This window comes from Candidatus Hydrogenedentota bacterium (assembly GCA_035416745.1).
Classification (GTDB): Bacteria; Hydrogenedentota; Hydrogenedentia; order Hydrogenedentales; family SLHB01; genus UBA2224.
Genome location: DAOLNV010000015.1, coordinates 60,491 through 82,129 on the forward strand (window position 1 = coordinate 60,491; position 21,639 = coordinate 82,129).

The window sequence follows — 21,639 nt, forward strand, 5'->3', positions numbered from 1 at the left end:
GATGTCGTCAACGGGTCGCGCTAAGGCTTCTTGAACACGACGCAGACGGGCGCGGGGACGTTGACGGTCTGGCCCGTGGGTACGAGCGCGCCGCTTTCCCGCTCGATCCGGAACACCACCAGGGTATCCGAGTCCTGGTTTGCGGCAATCAGGAATCTCCCGGCGGGGTCGATGTTGAAGTTGCGGGGCGTCTTTCCCTGGGTTGGGGCCCATCCTGCGGAAGTGAGCGCGCCGGATGCGGGATCGACGGCAAACACGGCGATGCTGTCATGCCCGCGGTTGGAGCCGTAGACGAAGCGTCCCGAGGGGTGCACTCTGACTTCGGCGGTAGTGCTTTCGCCGGTGAAATCTTCGGGGAGCGTGCCGACGCTCTGGACGGTGTCGAGCCTGCCGCTCGCTGCATCGTACGCGAACGTCGTGATGGTGCTGTCGAGTTCATTGATCGAATAGGCGTATTTGCCCGACGGATGGAACGCGAAGTGGCGGGGTCCGGCCCCGGGCGCCAGTTGGGCGTAAGGCGGGTCGTTGGGTTCGAGTGTGCCGTGTATCTCGTCGAAGCGGTAGATCATGATCCTGTCGATGCCGAGGTCGGCGGCGAATACGAACCGGCCCGCGGGGTCAAAGTTCACGGAGTGGGCATGGGGCTCTTGCTGGCGCTGCGGATTCACACTCGAGCCCGTGTGCTGGACGAATGCGCTCGCCGCGCCCAGAGGCCCGTCTTCGCGAATGGGCAGCACCGCGATGTTGCCGCCGCCGTAGTTCGCCACGGCCACGTGCCGTCCCGTACGCGCCACCGCGACATGACAGGGCCCGCCTCCCATGGATGATTCGCGGTTGAGTTGCGTGAGGATTCCGCTCGAAGGGTCTATCACGAAGGCCGTAACCGAATCCCATTTTTCGCCGTTCTCGCGGGTGGTGACCCCGACAGCGTAAAGCAACGGTTTTGTGGGGTGAAGTGCCAGAAACGACGGGTTTTCGATCTTCGCGGCCAGTTCGGGGCTGGTGAGCCGGCCGGTTTGCGCGTCAAACCGCAGGAGATAGATGCCTTCGCTCGCCCCGTCGGTGTAGGTGCCAATGTAGACCCGCCAGTCGCGCGGGGCCGCGGGGGCAGCCGCCGCATCCGCAGCGGGGGCCAGCGGCGCCATGCTGAAGGCCATTACCGCCGTGAGGATTCCGCAATTCCTGGTCATAATCCAATCTCCCTGACTCCGCCAGGCGCATCCGGTTTGGGCTAACGTGCGAGAATTGAATATAGCATGATGCGCTGCCACGACGTAAGGGGGGCGCAGCGGCGTAGTGCCGCAGCGAAGCAAGGCCGACATGAGGAGAGGAGGAGTGCACGGCACGAATCACAGAACCACGGGGGTAGAAATGGATTCTTCGCTACGCTCATGTTAATCTATCAACAAGGGGGGATGCGCAGATCCCTGACCCACGCCGGAGTATTAGGCTATGGGGCAAGAACCGAAAGAGCACACAGTATGAATTCGGACAAGATCGTCATCACTTCTGCCGATGTTGCTGGTCCAAAGGTTCCGGAGGCGCCCCGTGCAACGCACGACCCGACCATTCCATTGCGTTGGCGACTTTTCTCCGCAGTACTGGTCCTGTGTCCTCCGGTCCTTTTTCTTGTGGTCGTATTGGGAATGGTTGCCGTGCGCCGCAGTGATCTTTCCAGACGTTATGCTCACGCGTTTCACTACCTCTGTCTGTTGTTGGCCAGTTGTATCCTCCTGATGATAAGTGCTCTTGTTCTTGCACTACATCCCGTTCGTCAGGTCAGGGGTCCCGCCGCCGAGCGGTCTGCCATATCTTTTGACCAGTTTCCGTCATTGCCATCGGGGAGGCCCCTTACCGGGCGTGAAATCGCCGAGCAGCTTTCCGCGCTTGTTGTTGTAGTTCACCCCGATAGCTCAAAACCGTTCCGCATAACCGGACAGGCCAGCGGCGCCGGAGTTGTGGTGCTTGCACATGGGGAAGGGCTCCTGGTTCTTACGAGCCGGCATGTGATTGATGCGATTCGGGGAAAGGCCAAACTTGGAGAGTATGCGGGGATTACGCTTCGGGATGCACGAGAGACGCGTGCCGCTGTTGTTGGTCTTCACGATACCCTCGATCTGGCTCTGATGTGGGTGAAGCGCGAGGGTGCGCACTCGGAATATGTGCAGCCCTTTCGAAGCTTCGAGTCCGTCGCGATCGGCGAAGAGGTATTTGTTATCGGCCATCCAGAGGGACTTGACTTCTCGATCTCCAGCGGCTTGGTCGCACAGGTTCGCGGTAAAGATGTGATTCAATTGTCTGCTCCGGTCAGTCCAGGCAACAGCGGTGGCCCTATATTCGATAGCTATGGACGGCTGATGGCGATAGTTCAAGGCATTGTAGATAAGACGAAAAATCCAAATGCCGAGAATCTAGGTTTCGGAGTTCGGGTTGACGACATTCAAGATGTCAGTGCCTGGACGGTGGCGGACGAAGGCCGAGACGCGATTGGCATATTAGCGTCGAAGAGAGCGGAAGAGAGCGAGGTCTCTCCTTAGTGTAATCACGCGGGAAGAGATTTGCCGGTTTTTCAAAGGAGGTCATTCGGTTATGGCAATGATCAATGTGACGGTATTTGATTCGACTGAGAACAAGAGAATTCCCGTGGAACTACCCGATGATGCGCCCGTGATCAAGCTGGTTAGCATTCTCGTCCAGAGGCTGAGTCTCCCTCAAAACGGACCCGACGGGGCGCCCCTGAGCTATAAGTTTCACCACAAGAATTCGGGCCGTCAATTGCAGGAACAACAGACTCTTGCCGAGGCCGGGGTCCAGGATGGCGACATTCTCCGGTTGCAGCCTGAAATAACAGCGGGCTAGTTTCATGCAAACAGACGCACATGCCGTTGCCATCACAGATGCCAATTTGGCGGAGGACCGGTTCAGCCGTTTTGGCCTGATTGAATGGTGGGACCAACAAAAGCTACGCGACGCGAAGATTCTTGTTGTTGGAGCCGGCGCGATCGGGAATGAGGTGCTTAAGAATCTGGCGCTGCTTGGAGTGGGGCAAGTTCTTGTGATTGATCTCGACTTGATTGAATCCTCCAACCTGTCCAGGAGCGTGCTTTTTCGGCCCGGCGATGTGGGCCGGCGGAAGGCGCATGTGGCCGCCGAACGCACGCGGGACATCTATTGCGATTGTCAGACGTCCAGCATTTCCGGCAATGTCATGCATGACGTGGGCCTCGGCGTGTTTGGATGGGCTGATGTGATTCTTGGCGCCTTGGACAATCGCGAGGCGCGCCTATGGCTCAATCGCGCTTCCTGGAAGATGAACCGCCCCTGGATTGACGCGGCAATCGAAGGCATGAACGGCGTTGTTCGCGCGTTTCTCCCGGGCGAGCCCCCCTGTTATGAATGCACGCTCGGGGAGGTCGACTGGAAGATATTGGAAAGGCGGATGTCGTGCAACCTGCTCACGCGTCGAGATATGGAAATGGGCAAGACGCCCACGACGCCCACAACCTCCTCGGTAATTGCCGGGATACAAGTGCAAGAGGCCCTGAAGTATCTTCATGGCCTTCCCGTGCTTTCGGGGAAGGGATATGTATTCGAGGGCATGAACCATACCTCGTATGTCGTCGAGTACACGTCAAATGACGATTGTTTCAGCCATGAGGTATATCGAGATTTTCGCTCTTGGCCGAAATCCTGCGACGAGACGACACTGGCAGAGGTCTATGCCTACGCTGAGGAGGAATTGGGTTCTCGAGAGGTTGTTCTGGATTTCAGCAGGGACATTATTCACACGCTCCGCTGTCCACGCTGTAATACCGTCACCGAAGCCTTCCGGTGCGTGGGGGCGCTCTCCTCGCACGAGGGACTGTGTCCCTCGGATGGTGAAATGCGCGAGGTCACGACGATACACGGGTATGGTGGCACGGAGCCCTATGGTAACAGGACAATCCGTTCGCTCGGGCTCCCGCCGTACGATGTTTTTGCGGCCCGTTCGCGGGAGCGGGAGATCCAGATTCTTGTCCAAGGAGACTACGCGGAGGTGCTTGGCGGATTCTCTCGATAGGGGAAGGTTTGGACATGTCTTCGCGAAACAAAAAGCATAAGCGCAAATCTCCCGAGAGCAAAGACAAGGCGGTCACTATTCACGCGTCCGTTCTCCAGACGATTCGTCAGCATGCACACAGAACGCCTCAGGTGGAAATCTGCGGGGCGCTGATCGGCCAACTGACCGACGCCCGCGTAGAGGTTGTTGGGGCGGTTCCAGGAGAGGGCGCGTCTCACGGAGGCGCACACGTAACCTTCACGCAGGAGGCCTGGGTCAGAATTCATGAAGAAAGAGCTGACCGGTTCCCGGGCCAGAGGATTGTAGGCTGGTATCATTCGCATCCGGGATTCGGCGTATTCCTTTCGGAGCACGACACGTTCATTCACAAGAATTTCTTCACAGGTCCCGGGAATCTGGCTTGGGTCTACGATCCGCTTTCTGAAGAAGAAGGTTGTTTCGGGTGGAGCAGGGGGCAGATTCGGCGCCTCACGCATTTCTCCGTCGTTTCGGACGCTGACGACTCTGCGGGCGTATTGAAAGAACCTGAGGCCGATTCGCCGTACTCCGTTGTCGTGCGAGACGAGCCCCGGCAGGAAGCCGTACCGGTGCGCAGATTCCGGCGGATATTCATTGCCGTGGTTCTCGTGTTGGCGATAGCGGCTGGGTGGTTCGTTCTTACTCGCACTTCCATTCATGAAAAATTGAACGAGGCTCTGAGTACGCTGGGTAGATTGTTAGCGTGGCTGAAATCGAAAATACATTGAAGCCCGGCTGTGAGGTGGGGAGTAGTGTTTGAGCGGAAAGTTGTTTGGGCGGGCGGCGGTCCTGAGGCGGTTGTTCGGGCGCCCCGCACCGGGCGAATGGAAAGAACCGGAACGCAGCGGAGAAGGCCATGAAGAAAGACCCACAAAAGATCCGAATCACCTGGGACGATGTCAAGAATGCGAGAATCTCGGAGCCGGCTCCGCTCCCGCTGCCGATTCCGGGGACTTCCCAGACAGGGGAAGAACGGTCATGGGGCAACATCTCACAGACCGGGCACCCCACTGGAGCATTTGCGGCGTCAGGCGGCAACGTTCTTCTCAAGGGGTGGTTCTATCTGGGCGCGGCAGGCTTGATGGGCGCCTTCCTGGCTTGGTTGATCTGCGAGCCGTCGTTTGGAGACAACGTGAATGGGTGGGGATGGGGCAATGTCCTCATTTTCCCTTTGATGGTGATTCTGATGTCCATCGGCTTTGGGACGGCGGAAAGCGTTGTGGAGCGCACGTGGACAAGGGCTCTTCTCCGAGGTCTGGCATCAACGGGTTTGGGGCTTCTGTTGGGTTCGGTGATGTTTGTCATTGCCAACATTGTGTTCAACATTCTTATTGCCATCGTTTTGGAAATGGGCGTTGAGTCAGAAACAAGTCCGCTGTTCTGGGTCTCCCGGTCGGTGGCCTGGGCTGTTTTCGGAATTGCAGGGGGGCTCATTTTCGGCATAGTAAGCGTGTCGGGGAAAAAAACGCTGTACGGGATGCTGGGAGGGGTTATCGGGGCCGCCGCCGGAGGCCTGCTGTTCGATCCCATTGCGCTGCTTACGGGAGGGGCCGAAGCCAGCCGTGCAATAGGGATGGCTATTCTGGGCGCAGGCACAGGCGTTGCCATTGGGCTTGTTGAGAGCGCTCTCAAGGATCGGTGGTTGTACGTGTCCGGCGGGCCGCTGGCCGGCAAACAGTTTGTGCTGTACCAGGATCATGTAACCCTGGGGAGAAGTCAGTCCAATACGATCTACCTCTTCAAGGACGATACAATCCTTGAGCAGCACGCTGTCATAGAGCACCGCGCGGGGAGGTCGTTGTTGACTGCATACGGTCAACTCGTGGTCTCGGGTCAATTGTTGCATCCGGGAATGCAGCATATGCTCAGGAACGGAGATGTGCTTCAAATTGGCCGGTATGTGTTTACCTATGCCGAGAGAGAGAGAGCTGCAAGACCATGAGCCAATTCACTTTTAGCTGCCCTCATTGCCGCCGGCCGCTTACGGCGGATTCTGTTTGGGTTGGAAGGGAAGTGCGCTGTCCCAGTTGTTCGATACCCTTCGTGGTTGCGAAGCCTGCTCCGCCCGTGTTGCGGGTTGCCCCGCCTGTTTTGGCGGCCGAGAACGTTTGCCCGTATTGCAAGACCAAGATCGGCGCCGCGGAAAGCACCTGCGTGTGCCCGGTTTGTCATACCCCGCATCACGCGGATTGCTGGAATGAAAATAGGGGTTGCACCGTGTTTGGGTGCACGATGGCGCCGCCCGATGAGGAAAGAATCATCGTGGGTGGAGACCGAGGGGCGCCGATTCCGCCGCAAGCGCCAACTTCGCCTGGATATCTTCCTCCCTACCGGCCGAGGGTTACGGCGCCCGGGGCCACGTCGTCATTGGTGTTGGCCCTCGTGGGCTTCTTCATCTGCGGGCCCATTTTCGGTCTCTTGGCAATCAGCGAGGCCAACAGGGCAAAGCGCATGATTCAGATGCAGCCCGACGTATATAACGGGGAAGGACTGGCAACCGCCGGACTCGTTCTTGGAATCATTGAACTCGTGTTAGGGGGATTGCTTGTGTTCATGGTTTTCGCCTCTTCGTTGTAGGCATAGGTTCTTGGTCTGACTGGTTGGCAGTTGATTGATACGAAGGTGTGAAAATGAGTTCTCCGCGGGTGCGACGTCTGCAGAGTGACTACGACCGGATAGCCACACGGTTTGCCGGGTGGCCTTTGGTACGGGTCGAGCTGGCCCAGGGAGTCCCGCCGGACTTATACCGGATCTGGTACCAGATAAGAGGCCTTTACACTACCCCCGATGGGCGTGTCTTGGAGCGCGATGAACATGTCTTGGAAATCAGGCTTGGTCTGGAGTACCCGAGGCGCGCGCCGCAGCTGCGTTTGCTGACGCCACTTTTTCACCCGAATTTCAATGAGACGGAAGTCTGTGCGCAGGATATTTACGCGGCATCGGAAGGCCTTGACGACCTGATCATCCGGATAGGGCGAATGATAGCGTATCAAGAATACAACACGAAGAGTCCCCTCAACGGGATCGCGGCCAGATGGGCTTCAGAGAACAGCGGCAGGCTGCCGGTAGACCGCCGAGAGATTGCTCCCCCTGCTGTCGGAGCTGACGCTGTCCAGCGAAAAGCCCCGGTTGAGCGCCCCAAACCTGTTTCGGAAGAGCATTCAGCGTATCCTGTTGTGATTACAGAAGGCGACGTGTCAACGCTTGGGCGAGGTTCTCATGTGGAGCCCCCGAAACTTCGTTGTTCTCGGTGTGGCGCATGGTTTACACGCGAGAATGGCGGCCCTGTTAGCCCATCGGGCCTGGCCGGTATGCCTTCGCAGTCCGGCAATGCTCCTGCCATGTGCCCCCGTTGCAGAAAGCCGCTCAAGCCCGGCAGAAAAGCGCAACCAGACAAACCGCAGAGCCCGCGGCGACACACTCCGATCGCCAAGATAGCGGACAGGCAGTTGCAGCGACAAACAGCAAAAGATGCGTATAGACGGGCCTCCGCGCTTCACGCCGAAAGACGCTATGACGTGGCGCAGCCCATCCTTGATGAACTACTCGAAGCTTTTCCAGGCAATACTCAAGCCATGTACGCGGCCGCGCTGAACCTTGCTGCCATGGGCCGCACAGGCGAAGCAATTGCTATCGCAGATTCCTTGGTTCGCGACCATGGATACCAAAAGGCGGCGTCTCTCCTCGAGCAGCTGAAGAGCAGTTGATACTGCTTATCAAAGTTCCGTGAGGGGGTCCATCCCGTGCTGCCGTTCACATAAGCCCGATATCTCCGAATGAAACAGAGTGCGGCCAAGAATTCCGAGCGCCGCGGGAAGATGGGGTACCTAGGATTGCCGAGCACGAACGCCAATCCATTCGCGGCTGGGAACGCCGGAGCAACAGGGCGGACGGCCCGGACCTTGGGCGAGCGCATGCGCGGGCGTATTTCGCCGCTGGGAGTAATTACGCTGTCCTTGCCGCTGACGGTCCAGCGCACGGGCACTGTCGGGACATGGTTTGCGGGCATAGGCCCGGGCAGGGCGGACGCTCGGTCCAGTGGGAGGTTTCCGGGCTGTCTTTCCGCGACAGGTCGGGCATCCAGAAGTTGGCGGTGGCGGACGCCAGGTGGGGGCCGCTCCGTCCGCCCGGCGCTCGGTCTGATTCGGGCCACCCTGGGTTTGCGCCGGAAGCGGGTTTCGTCTCAGTCGTATTGATGCCGCATGTCGCGCAGACGGATGCGGAGGAGGTCGCGCAGCATGCGGGCTGAATCGCTCACGGCGTTGACGCGTGATGTGGGCGAGTTCACCCACGTTACGCCCACCTGATCGATGCGGAACCCGTGTTTCCGGGCGATGAACAGGACCTCAGCGTCAAACCCGAAGCCCGGGATGGTCATGCGCGGAAAGATGTCAGCGGCGGCCGCCCGGGTGAAGCCTTTGAACCCGCACTGGGTGTCGGGAAACCCTTTTATCGCGAGGAGCTGAACGAATACATTGAAGATGCGCCCCATGGTTTGGCGATACAACGCCTGGCGCACCCGCACGTCGGCGTCCGGCGCAGTGCGTGATCCGATCACGACGTCGGCCCCATCTTCGAATCGCTCCCACAGCTTCTCGAGGTCGTGGACAGGTGTTGAGCCATCCGCGTCGGAAAAGACCCGATAATCGCCCTGGGCCGCGAGCATGCCGGTCCGCACCGCATGGCCTTTGCCCTGGTTGGGTTTGTACTCGATGACCTGCACGCCGGGGAAGGCTCTGCGCACAAACCCCGCCGTGCCGTCGGAACTCCCGTCGTCGACGACGATGATCTCGGACTCGTAGTCCTGCCGCTGCAAGTATTCCTGGGCCTTCACGATGGTGTCGCCGATTCGCCGGCTTTCGTTATAGGCGGGTATGACAAATGAAAGGTGCACGACTGCTGTCCGTTGGACGAGCTCCCGGGCGCTTCATCCGCTCCTGCACAATGCCGATGTCTTGTATGAGCATACCATGATCGGGCCGCGGGAGGTGAATTCCACGAAAAAGGCGGTGGATACGCGCCGCGCCGGGGCGGCATCCACCGCACGGGAGCGTGTTCTATCAACCCTGAGCGGGCTGAAACCAGATATTGCGATAGCGAACCTGATTGCCGTGGTCCTGCAGCATAAGCACGCCCTCGGGCACTTCCTGGTCGCTGACGCCGCCGGCCGTGCACGTGGGCAGTTCGACGTCGTTGTGAATGACGATCCCGTTGTGGACGACGGTAATCCGCGCGTTCTGGAGCTTCTTGCCGGCCTCATCGAACGTGGGAGCGGTAAACGTGATGTCGTAGGTTTGCCACTCTTCCGGCGGGAGCGACGCGCACACAAGAGGCGTGGCGATCTTGTAGATGCCGCCGCACAGGTTGTCGGCCGGGTCATCGCCAAAACTGTCCAGCACCTGGACCTCGTAACGGCCCTGGACATAGACTCCGCTGTTTCCGCGGCCCTGGCCTGTCGCGCCGGCCATGAGGGGGCACTGGAACTCGATATGCAGCTGGCCGGAACCGAACGTCTGCTTTGTAACGAGGTTGCTGTTGCAGACTTCCATGGCCCCTTCGCCGGTGAGGCACCATACAAGCGGGCTACGCTCCCAGTTGGCCTCGGCATTTGTTCCATCGAAGACGACAATCGCGCCTTCCGGCGCCGTGGCGCCCAGCGTGGGGGGCTTAATGAAGATCTTGTTCATCTGAAACGTGATGGTCTTGCCTTTGCTTGAGAACTGGCCGGTCATAGCGTCGTTTTCGGATTTTGCCGTAACGTTGTAGACAACGTTGTCGACACGGACTTCGCCGCTGTATTCCGCGGTGGTGGCCTTGTCGTTGGCCCGTTCGCCCGTGATGACTACTTTGGTGTCTTCGGCTATGAACAGGTTGACGCGATATTTGAGGTCGCTCCTGGCGATGACCTGGGCGGAGAGGGTCCGGTTCTCCCAGCCGCCGCCATCAAAACGCCCCTTCCAGTTGCCCTGCATCGGATTGTCGGCCGCCAGCGCCTGGAATGCCGCAGTCATGGTTACGGCGATGATACACAGTGGAGTCACTCGCATGGATCTCATTCCTTCCTGTTTCGGGCTGCGCCCGCTACCTGGCCTCTACCTTCAGTTCGTGAATGGACCAGAACCAGCCGTCGGCGGAACCGGTCTGCACAATACGAATGTACCGGCCTTTTGTGTTTTTACAGTCGATAATGGTTATGGGTTCCTTTCCCTCGCCTTTCGCCACGGGCTCTCCCCAATTCTCCGTATTGCTCGAGATGTATACCTCGTAGCCGCGCGGGTAATCCTGGGGAGATTTCGAGGCGTCGAGGATAATTCGCGCTACGTTGCCGGTCCATCCAAGGTCCAGCATGAACCATTGGCCGGGCTGTTGTTGGACGCCGGTATCCCAGCGGGTTTCGATATCGTTGTCAATAGCGTTGGCGGACGCGTCCGAGGCTACCGATGCGCTGGTTTGGTATGTGGCGCCCTGTATGGCCTCGGCGGCCAGTTTTGCTTCCTCCTTTACTTCGTTGTCCTCAAGATACGGGCGAATCACCTCGAGGGCGTCAGGATGACCCATCTTCGCCAATCCGGAAAGCACCAGTTTCTTCTCTTCAGCGGTCTTGGCGAGCGCGCAGACTTCGCGGTAGAGCGCGAGTGTCTGCTGGGCATCGCGGTCGCTGGGCATTGCCACCATGCGCACATAGCCGCGTAAGGCGATGATGCGGTCCGTCTCGTTCGAAGCGTTCCTGGCGAAACCCAGCAGGGTGTCCATGGGCGCGGCGCCGGGCCAGTCGCTCAACACGCGGAGAGCGGTGGCTCGGACTTCCCCGCCGTCTCCGGAACCGGCCGCATTGAGCACGGCCGGCATCGCCGCTTCGTCGCCTATCTGACCCAAGACGCGCAAGAGGGCGGCTTTTGCCTCGGCACCGGTATCCGCGCTGGCGAAGGCGGCCAACAGGGGCTTGGCTCGGCCGCCATTCTCCTCGGCGCGCAGGCCAACGACCATGGCCGCATTCTCGGCAGCATTGCGGGTCGCGTTGTCTTGTGCCGCGACAATGCCCGCGACGAGCTGGGGCAGGGCGTCCTGGGGCGCCACGGTTGCGAGGGCGTCGAGCGCGGCGACGCGCACCTCCGGGGCCCTGTCAGCAGCGGCTGCAAGAAGCGCCGGGGTTGTGTCGGATGCGAACCGTTCGCCCAGTGCCCGTGCGGCCTCGACGCGTTCGGGCGGGGCGGGGGCGTTCTGCATGCGGTCTGCGAGTGCGGCGTTGATATTCGGACCGCGCAGCCGGTTCAGAGCCCGGCGCGCCAATTCCTGCGTGCGGCCCTCATTCGCCGCTGCGAGCTTCGTCAAGAGCGTTACCGAGCCCTCGTCGCCAAGGACCGCCAAGGTCTCGAGGGCCGCGTTGCGCACCCGTTCGTCCCCGCTTGTTGCTGCTTGCATGACAGCGTCCAGGGCGGCCGGGCCGGCGCGATCCGCCAAAGCGATGAGCAGGAGCGCCTGGGTCTCAGCGGGAAGGCCAGGCAGCTCGGCTACGAACGCGCGGGTAGCCGCTTCACCGCCGGGAACGCTGCGCACCGCGGCTGCGGCGGCTTCCCGGAGCGCGGGGCTGCCCTGGCGCAGGGCATCGACAACGACCGCCGCGGCGTTATCGCCTTGAGCCTGCACCATGCCGCGCAGAGCGGCCACGCGAAACCGGTCGGGACATTCCGAACGGTAGACGGCATCGTAAATTGCCTGGGCCTGAGCGGTCTGACCCTCAACCAGCAGACCGTCGGCACATAGCAGGCGGGCATCGAGCAGCACGGGAATGAGACCAGCCGGGAGGCCTTGTTTGCGGCCAGCCAGCGTTTCGGCGGCGCGGGCGCCGCCGATCTTTCCCAAGGCGATGATAGCCGCGCCCGCGACCCCGGCATCGGGATCGGCGGCGAGCGCGGCGAGCGCGTCGACAGCGGCCTGGCTTCTGCGTTCGCCGAGGCCGTTGATGAGTCCGAGCTTGGCGTTGCCCGAGGCCTTCGGCAGGGCCTCGAGGTAGGCCTGGTCGACCTCCGGCGTTTCGATGCGCTCAAGTGCGTAACGGGCCGCGTCAGACAGATTCGGGTCGCTCAGAAGCGGCGCGACCAGGGGCGTCACTTCAGGCACACCCAGATGGTACAGTTGGGAGCATACAGACCGTTTCGCATCGAGCGTCGCGGCGGGATCGCTCAGAATGGCGGCCAGCCTCTCGGCCACCGCACGGCGGCTCTCGGACCGCGCATAGGTATCGTTCACGACAGTCTCGAGAAATCGCAGGTTCGTGGGAGCGCCGCCCAGGTTGTACGTTGCGAGAGCGTGGGCCGCCTCATCCACCAGAGTCGTCTCGAGGGCGATCATTGCCTTCCCGGCGTAATCGGCGGGGAGCTGGGCGCTCGGTGTTACGTCGGCCGCCAGGTCGCCCAAGGCGAACTGAATGCCGTCGAGATAGTGCTGCAGAATTGCCGGGGTCCAGAAGATCTCGTGGCGGTGTCCGAGCGAGCAGTAGAACACGCGTCCCTGGCCGTACCCCCGCACCCAGGACACGGCGAAGTCGCCATCATCGCGATTGATGCCCCCCTTGGTCATGTCGGTCTTGCTGGTATCGAGGCTGAGCAGGACCCTCAATTTCTCGCGCGAATAGGGCTCTTTGAACTGGTATATCTCGTCGGCGATGGTGAAGCCCTGGCCCGCAAACGCCCGGTTGACGGGATGGGCGGGGTCGTCGATCTTGACCGCTACATCTTCGTTCCAAGGGTGTCCATTGAAATAGCCGCCCATGAACTCGCCGTAATCGGGCCAGTTGTAAAAGGTATCGGTGGCCGCGTGCACGCCGATGACGCCCTTGCCGCTCCGGATGAACTCGAGCAGGCCGGCCTTGAGCCGGGCGTCACGCTCGCGAGCCTGAAGCTGTTCTTCCTGCGACAGGTTCGCGAGGTCCGGCGGGAGGAACAGCTCGCCCGTGGTGTTGTTGAACACGACGGCGTCGAACTGGCTGAGGGCGTCGGGCTCGAAGACGGCGATGTCGCTGCTTTGCACAACGGTGTACGCGCCGGTGGTTTCCCCGAGAATCTCGAACGCCTTGGCGCCGTACGGCACCGCACTGTGTACAAAACCTCGGCACAGGCTGAAGACAAGCAGCGTGCGCGGTTTTGCGGGGGCGACGCGGGGTTTGGCGGGCATCGCGGCCCGCATCCTGGCGATCTCGTCGTCGGTTTGCGCAAAAGCGCCGAACGCGCCGCCGAGGAGCAGGCTGACAACAGCAGCAGCCGCGACTAGCGTTGTGCTCCACCGTCTCATGAGCTATCTCCCTTCACCGGCCAACCCGCGAGGGTCTGCCGGAATCCGCCGTTCGCGCGGCTACAGATGCCACGGGCTCCGGTTTGCCCGGGACAACAGGGCGTTGGCTTCCGCGTCGCCAATGAACTGTTCTTGGACAGGGTCCCATTTGAGGTCGCGTTTGACGACATAGCCGATGTTGGCCAGTTGGCACACGGAATTGGTGCGATGCCCGATCTCGACGTCGGCGATGGGCTTCTGGCGGGTCCTGATGCACTCGAGCCAGTCCTCGCGATGGTCCCGGCCGCGGTCGAGTTGCAGCTCGTTTGGGCCCCACTTGATATCGGCGAGATTCTCGGGATCGGTACGGAGGAACGACCGGCTCACCCACACCGTGCCTTTGGCGCCCCGGAACACGCAATTGGCCTCGGCGCCGGGCTTGTGATACATCACGACGCCGTTGGCGTAGACAAACGTCATCAACGCGACGTCTTTGCCGTTCGGATAGAGGACCTCGACCGGGCCGCTGTGGTCCATATCGAGGGCCCACTGGGCAATATCGAAATGGTGGGCGCCGAAATCGCTCAACGAGCCGCCGGCGTAATCGCGGTAATTCCGCCAATTGGGAAAGCCTGGGTAGTTCAGCGGGCAAAGTTCGGAGTTGTACTCGCGCCATGGCGCCGGGCCCTGCCAGAAATCCCAATCCAGTGTCGGGGGGACCGGCTCGGGTTTGAGGTCATACGCGTCGCCGGGAGGGCCTCCCACGCCGATGTCGATGGATTGCAGACCGCCGATCGCGCCGTTGCGCACCAGCTCGACGGCTTTGCGGAAGCGTCCGGCAAAATCGGAGCGCTGCTGGCTGCCAGTCTGGAACACGATGTTGTAGCGGCGGGCGGCGTTGACGACGGCGCGGCCCTCGGCGATGGTGCGGGTCATGGGTTTTTCGCAGTAAACGTGCTTGCCGGCTTTGGCGGCTTCGATGGACGGGATGGCGTGCCAATGGTCGGGGGTAGCGATCACGACCGCGTCGATGTCGTTCCGCGCGAGCAATTCGCGGAAATCGGTGTACCTCGCCGCGGATTCATATTTTCCTTCTCCGTATGCCTTGGCGTAGACCTCGTCGGCGTGGCGCTTGCTTTGTTCGAGGCGGCCGGTTTCCACGTCATTGAGCGCCACGACTTGCACCTGGGACTTGCCGAGGTACGAGCTCAAGTGGGATTCGCGGCCCAGTTTGCCCAATCCAATAATGCCGAGGGTCAGCCGCTCGCTCGGCGCAACCGCTCCGCCGGCGCCGAGCGCGCGTGCGGGAACGACACGGGGGAACGCGGCCGCCGCCGCGAATGCCGCCGTACGCCGCAAGAACTGCCTGCGCGTCGAGCCTGGGGACCGTTCTGTCCAGACAGACGTCTTCATAGGCATCGCAAAGATTCCTCCTGCACCTGCTTGGAGTGGACTGGGAGTGAGAAAACGGCAGCATTTTTGATCTTGCGGGACCACTGAGTCAACTTGGCCCGTAGAACACCAGTCGCCGGACAACCCGGCGGTCAGGGCAACTCACACGGAGACACAGAGATACGGTGGAAGTAAAGCCTGGGCCAAAGCGGAATCTACTCAACGTCCCCATTCATGATGCGGGGAACGCCGTTCTTCATCAAGACCTCAACGGAATTGAGCAGGCAACCGAGTCTTGTCCCCGTCAGGCGCGGATAGCTCAACACCTGCTTGTGGCGCGCCGTTGTGTTCTCCGAGTCTCCGTGTGCGCCCATTCTTGTCCGCCGAATACGGTGCGCAGAGCGCGTTTTGTTCCAATTTCCTTTATGCTATACTCCGTTTTCGGCAAGCAAGAGAGGGCATTCGCCCTCTTTTGGTGCACGCACCGGCTCCCCGTACAGAAGGCGCAATAGTGGGTGAAAGCGTAGTACATTTCGGAGGCACCAACATGGTTCACCAGACGCGTAGAGCATTTCTTGGAAACAGCGCAAAAGCCGGCGGCGCTTTGGCGCTCGCTCAGATGGGCGGGCTTCCCGCTTTCGCGCAGGACGCCCCCCCGAATATGTCCATCGCGAAATGGGCTGGAGACCCCGTCGCTGACGCGGACACCGCCGCATTCGCCGCCATGGCCGTCAAGCTCACGGAACAGGCGATCAACGGCGTGGGCGGCATGGGCCGGTTCGTTAAGAAGGACGACGTGGTATGGATCAAACCCAATATGGCGTGGGACCGGTCGCCCGAGATGGCCGCCAACACGAATCCCGACGTGGTGGCCACCTTGGTGAAGCTTTGTCTGAATGCCGGGGCCAAGACCGTGAAGGTCGGCGACAATCCCTGCGTCCCCGCGGAGAAGGCTTATGCCAGCAGCGGGATCGAAGCCGCGGCGAAAAGCGCCGGCGCCGAGGTCATATACCTCGACGAGAACCGTGTCCGGAAAATGGCCCTCCAGGGAGAATACCTCACCGAGTGGGAGGTGTATCCCGAGATCGTTGAAACCGATCTCGTCATCAACTGCCCGATAGCCAAGCATCACGGCCTCACCCAGGCCACGCTCTGCATGAAGAACTACATGGGGGTTGTCGGCGGGCGCCGCAACGCCTGGCACCAGGCGTTACCCGCATGTCTCACCGATATCACCCGTTTCATGAAACCCCAGCTCTGCCTGCTTGACGCCGTACGCATTCTCACGGCGAACGGCCCCCAGAGTTCGCAAATCGCCGACGTTGCGCGCAAGGACACCATTGCCGTCAGCACCGACATTGTCGCACTCGAGGCCTTCGGCGTCGAACTGCTCGGCAACCGGCCAGAAGCCCAGCAGATCGCCGCCAAGGCCGGCGCGGCGGGACTCGGAAACCCTGACTACAAGGCGCTGAACCCGAAAGAGATTGCTGTATCGTGAATCTGAGGCGTCCCAGAGCGTGGGGGCCCTGGATTCGCCGTTGCGTTCAGTTGGCGTGCCTGGCGCTGTTCGTATTCTTGTTTGTGAACACGCGGTTTCGCGAACATGCCGAGCCGGACGCATTCACCCAGGTGTTCTTTCACCTCGACCCGTTGATCCTGGCGGGCACGTATCTTGCCACGTACGCGGTGCCGGCCGCGGCGTTGTTGGCCCTTGCGACCCTCGTGGCGACGGTGCTTTTTGGCCGCGTCTTCTGCGGATGGGTTTGTCCCCTCGGCACCATCAATCATTTCGCGGGCTGGCTGCGCAACTGGGTGCGCGGCATATCCGAGGCTCCGGCACGATGGTCTCCGTGGCAACGCGCCAAATACTACCTGTTAGTCATTCTGCTGGTGATGGCCGCCTTCGGCGTAGATTGGATTGGCGTGTTCGATCCCATAGCGCTCCTGTACCGCAGCATGACCGCTGCCGTGTGGCCTGCCCTCCAGTACGCCGTCGAAGACGGTTCGACCGCTGTCTACCAGGCGGACCCCCACATCGGACCGCTCCACGCCACAAGCGCCACGGAACCGGTCTACAAGTTCTTCCGCAAACACATTTTTCTTGCTCCGCGCCAGGCTTTTCTTGGAGGCGGCCTGATCCTGGCCCTTTTCGCTGGAATCGTGCTGCTGAACCTGGTCCGGCCGCGGTTCTGGTGCCGCTATCTCTGTCCGGCCGGCGCGTTGCTGGGCATTTTCGCCCGCCGCCCGCTGCTGCTCCGCCTTGTGCGCCGCAACGAAGACTGCAACGAGTGCGGCCGCTGCACCATCGGGTGCCAAGGGCTTGCTGCCCCCGGGTACGGCAACCAATGGATGGCGGCCGAATGTTTCGCGTGCTGGAATTGCGTGAGCACGTGCAACTTCCGGGCGCTGAAATTCAAAATCGAGCCGCCGTTCCGTAAACGGCCCATCGCGGGACCCGACCTCGGCCGCCGCGCTACCCTCGGCGCGGCCGCGGGAGGTTTGGCGGGCCTGTTCCTGTTCCGGCTAACGCCCCAGGCTCAGGCCAAGGCTTATAATCCAGCATTGATCCGGCCCCCCGGCGCGCGGGAGGAGCACGAATTCCTGCAACGGTGCGTCCATTGCGGTTTGTGCATGAAAGTGTGCCCGACCAACGGGCTCCAACCCGCCACGTTCGAAGCCGGGCTCGAAGGGGTATGGACGCCCATGCTCGTGCCGAAAATCGGCTACTGCCAGTACGAATGCAATCTCTGCGGCCTGACCTGCCCAACCGAGGCCATTAAACCGCTCGCGCTTGACGAGAAGAAGAAGGTGCGCATCGGCTTGGCCACCATCGACACCACGCGCTGCATCCCCTACGCGTACGAGCGCAACTGCATCGTCTGCGAAGAGCATTGTCCCGCGCCCGGAAAGGCCATTTATACCGTCGAAACCGAAATCACCACCCGCAGCGGCGGCAAGCTCGTCGTCAAACAGCCCCACGTTGACCCCAACAAATGCACCGGCTGCGGCATCTGCGAAACCAAATGCCCCTTCGCCGACAGGGCAGCTATCCGCATCACGAGCGCCAACGAATCCCGCCACCTGGGCAACCAGCCCATTCTTGTGGGCATCGGCGACCTCGACGGCGCCATTCAACAAGGCTACGGCGACCCGGCCGCCGGGCAAAGCGACGCGCCGGGGTACTCGGACCCCTACGGCCAGCAATAGGCGTCAGTTCAGCCCCAATAGCCGGGCGGCGTTCTCGTAGAAGACGAGTTCTTCGCGCTCGGGTCCTAGACCGAGCGACCGGGCGGTTTCAACCGCATGCGCCTGGTCCTCCCACGGGGAATCGGTCCCAAACAGAACGTACTCCGGCGGATGGGCCAGCAGCGCCTCGCGCGCCCGGGCCTTATCGATCATGTGCAGGCTGTAGGAAAAGTCCATGTAGACGGGCTTGCCCCACAGATGCTTCTCGGCTTCGTCCCAATCCATCCACGCGGCCAAATGGGAGGTCACCAGCTTCAATTCAGGAAACGCATCGAGCACCCGCACGGTGCGGACCGGGTCCGCAATCCGTATGTAAGGATAGGCGATATCGAAACCCGTGTGCATGAGCAGGACCAGCCCTTCATCGCTGACCGCCCGGTAGAACGGCCAGAGACGCTCCTCGTCCAGCTTGAAGTCCTGGTAATAGGGGTGCATTTTGATGCCCCGGAAACCCGCATCCGCGATCGCACGCACCCGCCCCGCCACATCGTTGTCCTCGGGATGTACCGACGGAAACGGAAGCAGCCGGTCCGATGCGATGCTTTTTGACCATGCGAGGATCGCGTCAAACTGGCCGGGTTTCGTGGCAATCGATGCCACCACCGAGAGCTCGATGCCTGCCCGGTCCATCGAGGCCAGCAACGACGCGACCTTGCCGTCCAGCGCCGCCTTCAAATCCGCCTCGGCCTCGAGCTTGGGCATGGCCTTCTCAGCCACCGCATCCGGAAACGCATGGGTGTGGATGTCTATGACGCGTTGTGCTCTGCTATTCATAGCTCACGTTGTTCTCCTAGACGCCGTTCCGGCATCTTTTCCGAATGGCGGGCTCGATCTGGGGCGGTACCAGTTCGCTCAGGTCACCGTTGAACCGGGCGATCTCGCGCACGATGCGCGAACTCAGGAACAAATGAGGTTCGCTGGGCATCAGGCACACGGTCTCGAGGCTCGGGTTCAGTTTCTGGTTCGTAATGGCCATGGTCAACTCGAATTCGAAGTCCGACATCACACGCAGACCGCGGACCACCGCTACGGCGTTGCATTCGCGCGCGAACTCAGCCGTCAACCCGACGAAGGAGGCTACCTGGACGTTCGGAATGTCCCGCGTGATCGCTGTGAGCATTTCGAGCCGTTCATCAACCGGGAACAGGCCTTGTTTGTCCGTATTGGTTGCGACAGCCACGATAAGGCGGTCAAACAGCGCAGAGGCCCGCTGGATGAGGTCCAAATGGCCGTTTGTGGGGGGATCGAAACTTCCGGGATAGACGGCGACGCGTTCGCGCATCGGTTTACTCCTTTTCGTGAATCGCCGCGGCCACTGCCGCCTGGTACACGTCCAACACGGTTACGCCCGCTTTTTCGGCCAGGGCGCGGCAATCTTCAAACTCCGGCGCCGGGGCCGAAGGTTCTCCGTCAAGCAGCCCATACTTCACGCGGACCTGCCCCCACGGCGTGGACACGGTCTTCCAGTCGCGGGGCAGGCATATCCGCGATTCGCGCCGCATCCGCACGCCCAGCGTCGTGGAGTTCCGCAGGATGGTCCGCATGAGGGCCTCGGCACGGTTTTCGGGCGACAAGACGGTCAATTTGTGTGCCGCCCGCCCCTTCTTGCCCACGATGGGCGTCAGGAAAGCATCGTGTGCGCCGGCTTGGAGCGTTTCCTGGATGAGGACAGGCAGCAGCTCGGGGTTCATGTCGTCGATATTTGTTTCGAGAACCAGGATGGTCTCGGTGCCCGGATGCGCCTGCTCGCTCCTGCCGACGAGGGCCCGCAACACGTTGGCGCGGTCGGGGGCGTCGCGCATGCCGCTGCCGTACCCGATGCGCTCGAGCCGCATCGCGGGGATGGGGCCAAACGCCTGGGCCAGTTGCGCAATCAGCGCGGCCCCGGTCGGCGTCACCCATTCGCCCTCAAGCTCGCCGCCGAAGATTGGCACGCCCTGCAGCAGTTTCGCCGTCGCTGGCGCGGGAACGGGCATCACGCCGTGGGCCGCCTTGACGGTTCCGAAACCCACGGGCAAAGGCGACGATTCGACGCGCTCGATGCCCAGCAAATGGAGTCCCAGGTGGGCCACAATCACGTCGACGATGGAATCAATAGCCCCCACCTCGTGAAAATGCACCTTTTCGATAGTTGTGCCGTGAACTTCGGCCTCGCATCCGGCGATGCGTTGGAACGTCTCCGCGCTTGCATCCTTGACGGACTGGGGCAGGCCGGCGCTCTCGATGATCTCGAGCACATGCCTCAGGTGCCGGTGGGGCTGTGCTGCGGCGGGATCCACTTCGACCTTGAACTGCGCAGCCTCAATCCCCTTCTTCTTGACGCGCTCGAGCCGGGCCGTGAAGCCCCCAATCGGGAGCGAGCCGAGGGCGGCGCGCACAGCAGCGAAGTCCGCACCGGCATCGATCAGCGCGCCGGCGATCATGTCGCCCGCTGCGCCACACACGCAGTCGAAATAGAGGATTTTCATGCCTGTTCCTCGCGATGGGCCGGGCGGGCACAGTCCCGCGCCTCCTATTTGTCATGGGCGATGCGGTTGATCATCGCGGCCAGCACGCCAGCGCCGAACCCGTTGTCGATGTTTACGACCGAGATGCCTGTCGCGCACGAATTCAGCATGCCCAACAGGGCCGCGATACCGCCAAAACTTGCCCCGTACCCCACGCTCGTAGGGACGGCGATGACCGGCTGTTCAACCAGCCCCGCCACCACGCTGGGCAACGCGCCTTCCATGCCGGCGCATACCACCAGCACGTCGGCGCTATCCAGAACGGCGCGCTGTTCCAACAGACGGTGGAGTCCCGCTACGCCTACATCGTAGACACGGTTCACGGAGGTGCCCATGGCCTCGCACGTGACGGCCGCTTCTTCGGCGATCGGCATGTCCGACGTGCCGGCGCAGACCACGGCGGCGAAGCCTTCGCGCGTTTCGGGAGGCTCGACGGTGATTGTAATGGCGCGGGCTACCTCGTGATGAACCGCATCCGGATGCGCCGCAACCACCGCTTCGACCACCTCTCGGCCACACCGGGTCGCGAGCACGTTGCTGCCATGCTCGCGCATACGCGTCACGATCGCCACCACCTGTTCGGGGGTCTTTCCCTGCGCAAAAACCGTCTCGGGATACCCCTTCCGCAGGTGCCGGTGATGATCGACCTTCGCAAAACCAAGATCCTCGAAAGGAAGGTTCCGCAAGCGTTCCACAGCGTCATCGGGCGCGAGCGAACCGCGCGCCACGGCCTCCAGCAACTCTTTCAGCCTCTTTTGGTCCATCAGAAACGCTCTTCGATTCTCGTGTTCCCCGACACGGCCATCATTTCCCGCAAGACACGTATAGTACGTAAATTGACGGGCAAAATAAAAACCAGCGACGAAAGAGCGGGAACATACCAGCCAAGTCATAGGCCCGGCGTATCGTTGAAACGGATTTGAGACCATTTGCGTTTCAGGTTCCGGGAGAGGGATGCGAGATATTCGTGTTTCCGCAAACGGAATTCGCGGTTTGGCATTCCCCGGCGGTCTTTGGTCGTGAAGACGCGGCGGACAGCGACAAGGCGGAGCGAGCGCGGGATAGCGATGTGTCGGGCCTTCAGCCCTCTTGCCTGTTTTGAATCCCATCCCCTGGCCCTTCAGGCCAGGCTGGTATGGTACGCGC

General features: G+C 61.3%; 18 protein-coding genes. 9 read left to right on the forward strand and 9 right to left on the reverse strand.

From position 1 onward, the window contains the following. Positions 1–20: 20 nt before the first annotated feature. Positions 21–1,190, reverse strand: a complete 1,170-nt coding sequence (locus tag PLJ71_07425; GenBank protein HQM48504.1) for a lactonase family protein — start codon at positions 1,188–1,190, stop codon at positions 21–23. A 291-nt stretch (positions 1,191–1,481) separates the two neighbouring features. Between PLJ71_07425 and PLJ71_07430 the strand changes: the two genes are divergently transcribed. From PLJ71_07430 to PLJ71_07460, 7 genes are all read left to right on the forward strand, one after another. Next, on the forward strand, positions 1,482–2,537 hold the full coding sequence (locus PLJ71_07430; protein ID HQM48505.1) for a serine protease: 1,056 nt from the start codon (positions 1,482–1,484) through the stop codon (positions 2,535–2,537). 52 nt (positions 2,538–2,589) lie between these two features. After that, on the forward strand, positions 2,590–2,859 hold the full coding sequence (locus PLJ71_07435) for an EsaB/YukD family protein (protein ID HQM48506.1): 270 nt from the start codon (positions 2,590–2,592) through the stop codon (positions 2,857–2,859). 4 nt (positions 2,860–2,863) lie between these two features. Next, on the forward strand, positions 2,864–4,060 hold the full coding sequence (locus PLJ71_07440) for a ThiF family adenylyltransferase (protein ID HQM48507.1): 1,197 nt from the start codon (positions 2,864–2,866) through the stop codon (positions 4,058–4,060). A gap of 14 nt (positions 4,061–4,074) precedes the next feature. Continuing rightward, on the forward strand, positions 4,075–4,806 hold the full coding sequence (locus tag PLJ71_07445; GenBank protein HQM48508.1) for a Mov34/MPN/PAD-1 family protein: 732 nt from the start codon (positions 4,075–4,077) through the stop codon (positions 4,804–4,806). A gap of 128 nt (positions 4,807–4,934) precedes the next feature. Continuing rightward, on the forward strand, positions 4,935–6,020 hold the full coding sequence (locus PLJ71_07450; protein HQM48509.1) for an FHA domain-containing protein: 1,086 nt from the start codon (positions 4,935–4,937) through the stop codon (positions 6,018–6,020). 320 nt (positions 6,021–6,340) lie between these two features. Beyond that, positions 6,341–6,655 (forward strand): DUF4190 domain-containing protein, encoded by a 315-nt coding sequence (locus PLJ71_07455; GenBank protein HQM48510.1) that lies wholly within the window; start codon positions 6,341–6,343, stop codon positions 6,653–6,655. Positions 6,656–6,708: 53 nt separating this feature from the next. After that, a complete protein-coding gene (locus PLJ71_07460; protein ID HQM48511.1) occupies positions 6,709–7,785 on the forward strand; it encodes a ubiquitin-conjugating enzyme E2 in 1,077 nt (358 codons plus the stop codon). 476 nt (positions 7,786–8,261) lie between these two features. On the opposite strand, the gene PLJ71_07465 is transcribed toward PLJ71_07460, so the two are convergent. From PLJ71_07465 to PLJ71_07480, 4 genes are all read right to left on the reverse strand, one after another. Next, positions 8,262–8,972 carry a glycosyltransferase family 2 protein gene (locus PLJ71_07465; GenBank protein ID HQM48512.1) on the reverse strand — a complete coding sequence of 237 codons (711 nt, stop codon included), beginning with the start codon at positions 8,970–8,972 and terminating at the stop codon, positions 8,262–8,264. A gap of 166 nt (positions 8,973–9,138) precedes the next feature. Then, positions 9,139–10,125: a DUF1080 domain-containing protein gene (locus tag PLJ71_07470; GenBank protein ID HQM48513.1), complete on the reverse strand. Its 987-nt coding sequence runs from the start codon at positions 10,123–10,125 to the stop codon at positions 9,139–9,141. Positions 10,126–10,159: 34 nt separating this feature from the next. Beyond that, positions 10,160–13,369, reverse strand: a complete 3,210-nt coding sequence (locus PLJ71_07475) for a ThuA domain-containing protein (GenBank protein HQM48514.1) — start codon at positions 13,367–13,369, stop codon at positions 10,160–10,162. Between the two features lie 60 nt (positions 13,370–13,429). Continuing rightward, the gene (locus PLJ71_07480; protein ID HQM48515.1) at positions 13,430–14,761 is read right to left on the reverse strand and encodes a Gfo/Idh/MocA family oxidoreductase; all 1,332 of its coding nucleotides are present in this window, start codon (positions 14,759–14,761) and stop codon (positions 13,430–13,432) included. A 526-nt stretch (positions 14,762–15,287) separates the two neighbouring features. On the opposite strand from PLJ71_07480, the gene PLJ71_07485 reads away from it, so the two are divergent. Both PLJ71_07485 and PLJ71_07490 read left to right on the forward strand, forming a co-directional pair. Further along, a complete protein-coding gene (locus PLJ71_07485) occupies positions 15,288–16,238 on the forward strand; it encodes a DUF362 domain-containing protein (GenBank protein ID HQM48516.1) in 951 nt (316 codons plus the stop codon). Then, positions 16,235–17,947, forward strand: a complete 1,713-nt coding sequence (locus PLJ71_07490) for a 4Fe-4S binding protein (GenBank protein ID HQM48517.1) — start codon at positions 16,235–16,237, stop codon at positions 17,945–17,947. The genes PLJ71_07485 and PLJ71_07490 overlap by 4 nt, the downstream gene beginning before the upstream one ends. Before the next feature lie 3 nt (positions 17,948–17,950). On the opposite strand, the gene PLJ71_07495 is transcribed toward PLJ71_07490, so the two are convergent. From PLJ71_07495 to larB, 4 genes are read right to left on the reverse strand one after another with little or no spacing between them, the layout of a single operon-like run. Beyond that, the gene (locus PLJ71_07495; GenBank protein HQM48518.1) at positions 17,951–18,760 is read right to left on the reverse strand and encodes an amidohydrolase family protein; all 810 of its coding nucleotides are present in this window, start codon (positions 18,758–18,760) and stop codon (positions 17,951–17,953) included. A 16-nt stretch (positions 18,761–18,776) separates the two neighbouring features. Continuing rightward, on the reverse strand, positions 18,777–19,268 hold the full coding sequence (gene coaD / locus PLJ71_07500; protein HQM48519.1) for a pantetheine-phosphate adenylyltransferase: 492 nt from the start codon (positions 19,266–19,268) through the stop codon (positions 18,777–18,779). Positions 19,269–19,272: 4 nt separating this feature from the next. Beyond that, on the reverse strand, positions 19,273–20,454 hold the full coding sequence (gene larC / locus PLJ71_07505; protein HQM48520.1) for a nickel pincer cofactor biosynthesis protein LarC: 1,182 nt from the start codon (positions 20,452–20,454) through the stop codon (positions 19,273–19,275). Between the two features lie 44 nt (positions 20,455–20,498). Next, positions 20,499–21,257, reverse strand: a complete 759-nt coding sequence (larB, locus tag PLJ71_07510) for a nickel pincer cofactor biosynthesis protein LarB (protein HQM48521.1) — start codon at positions 21,255–21,257, stop codon at positions 20,499–20,501. Positions 21,258–21,639: the final 382 nt, after the last annotated feature.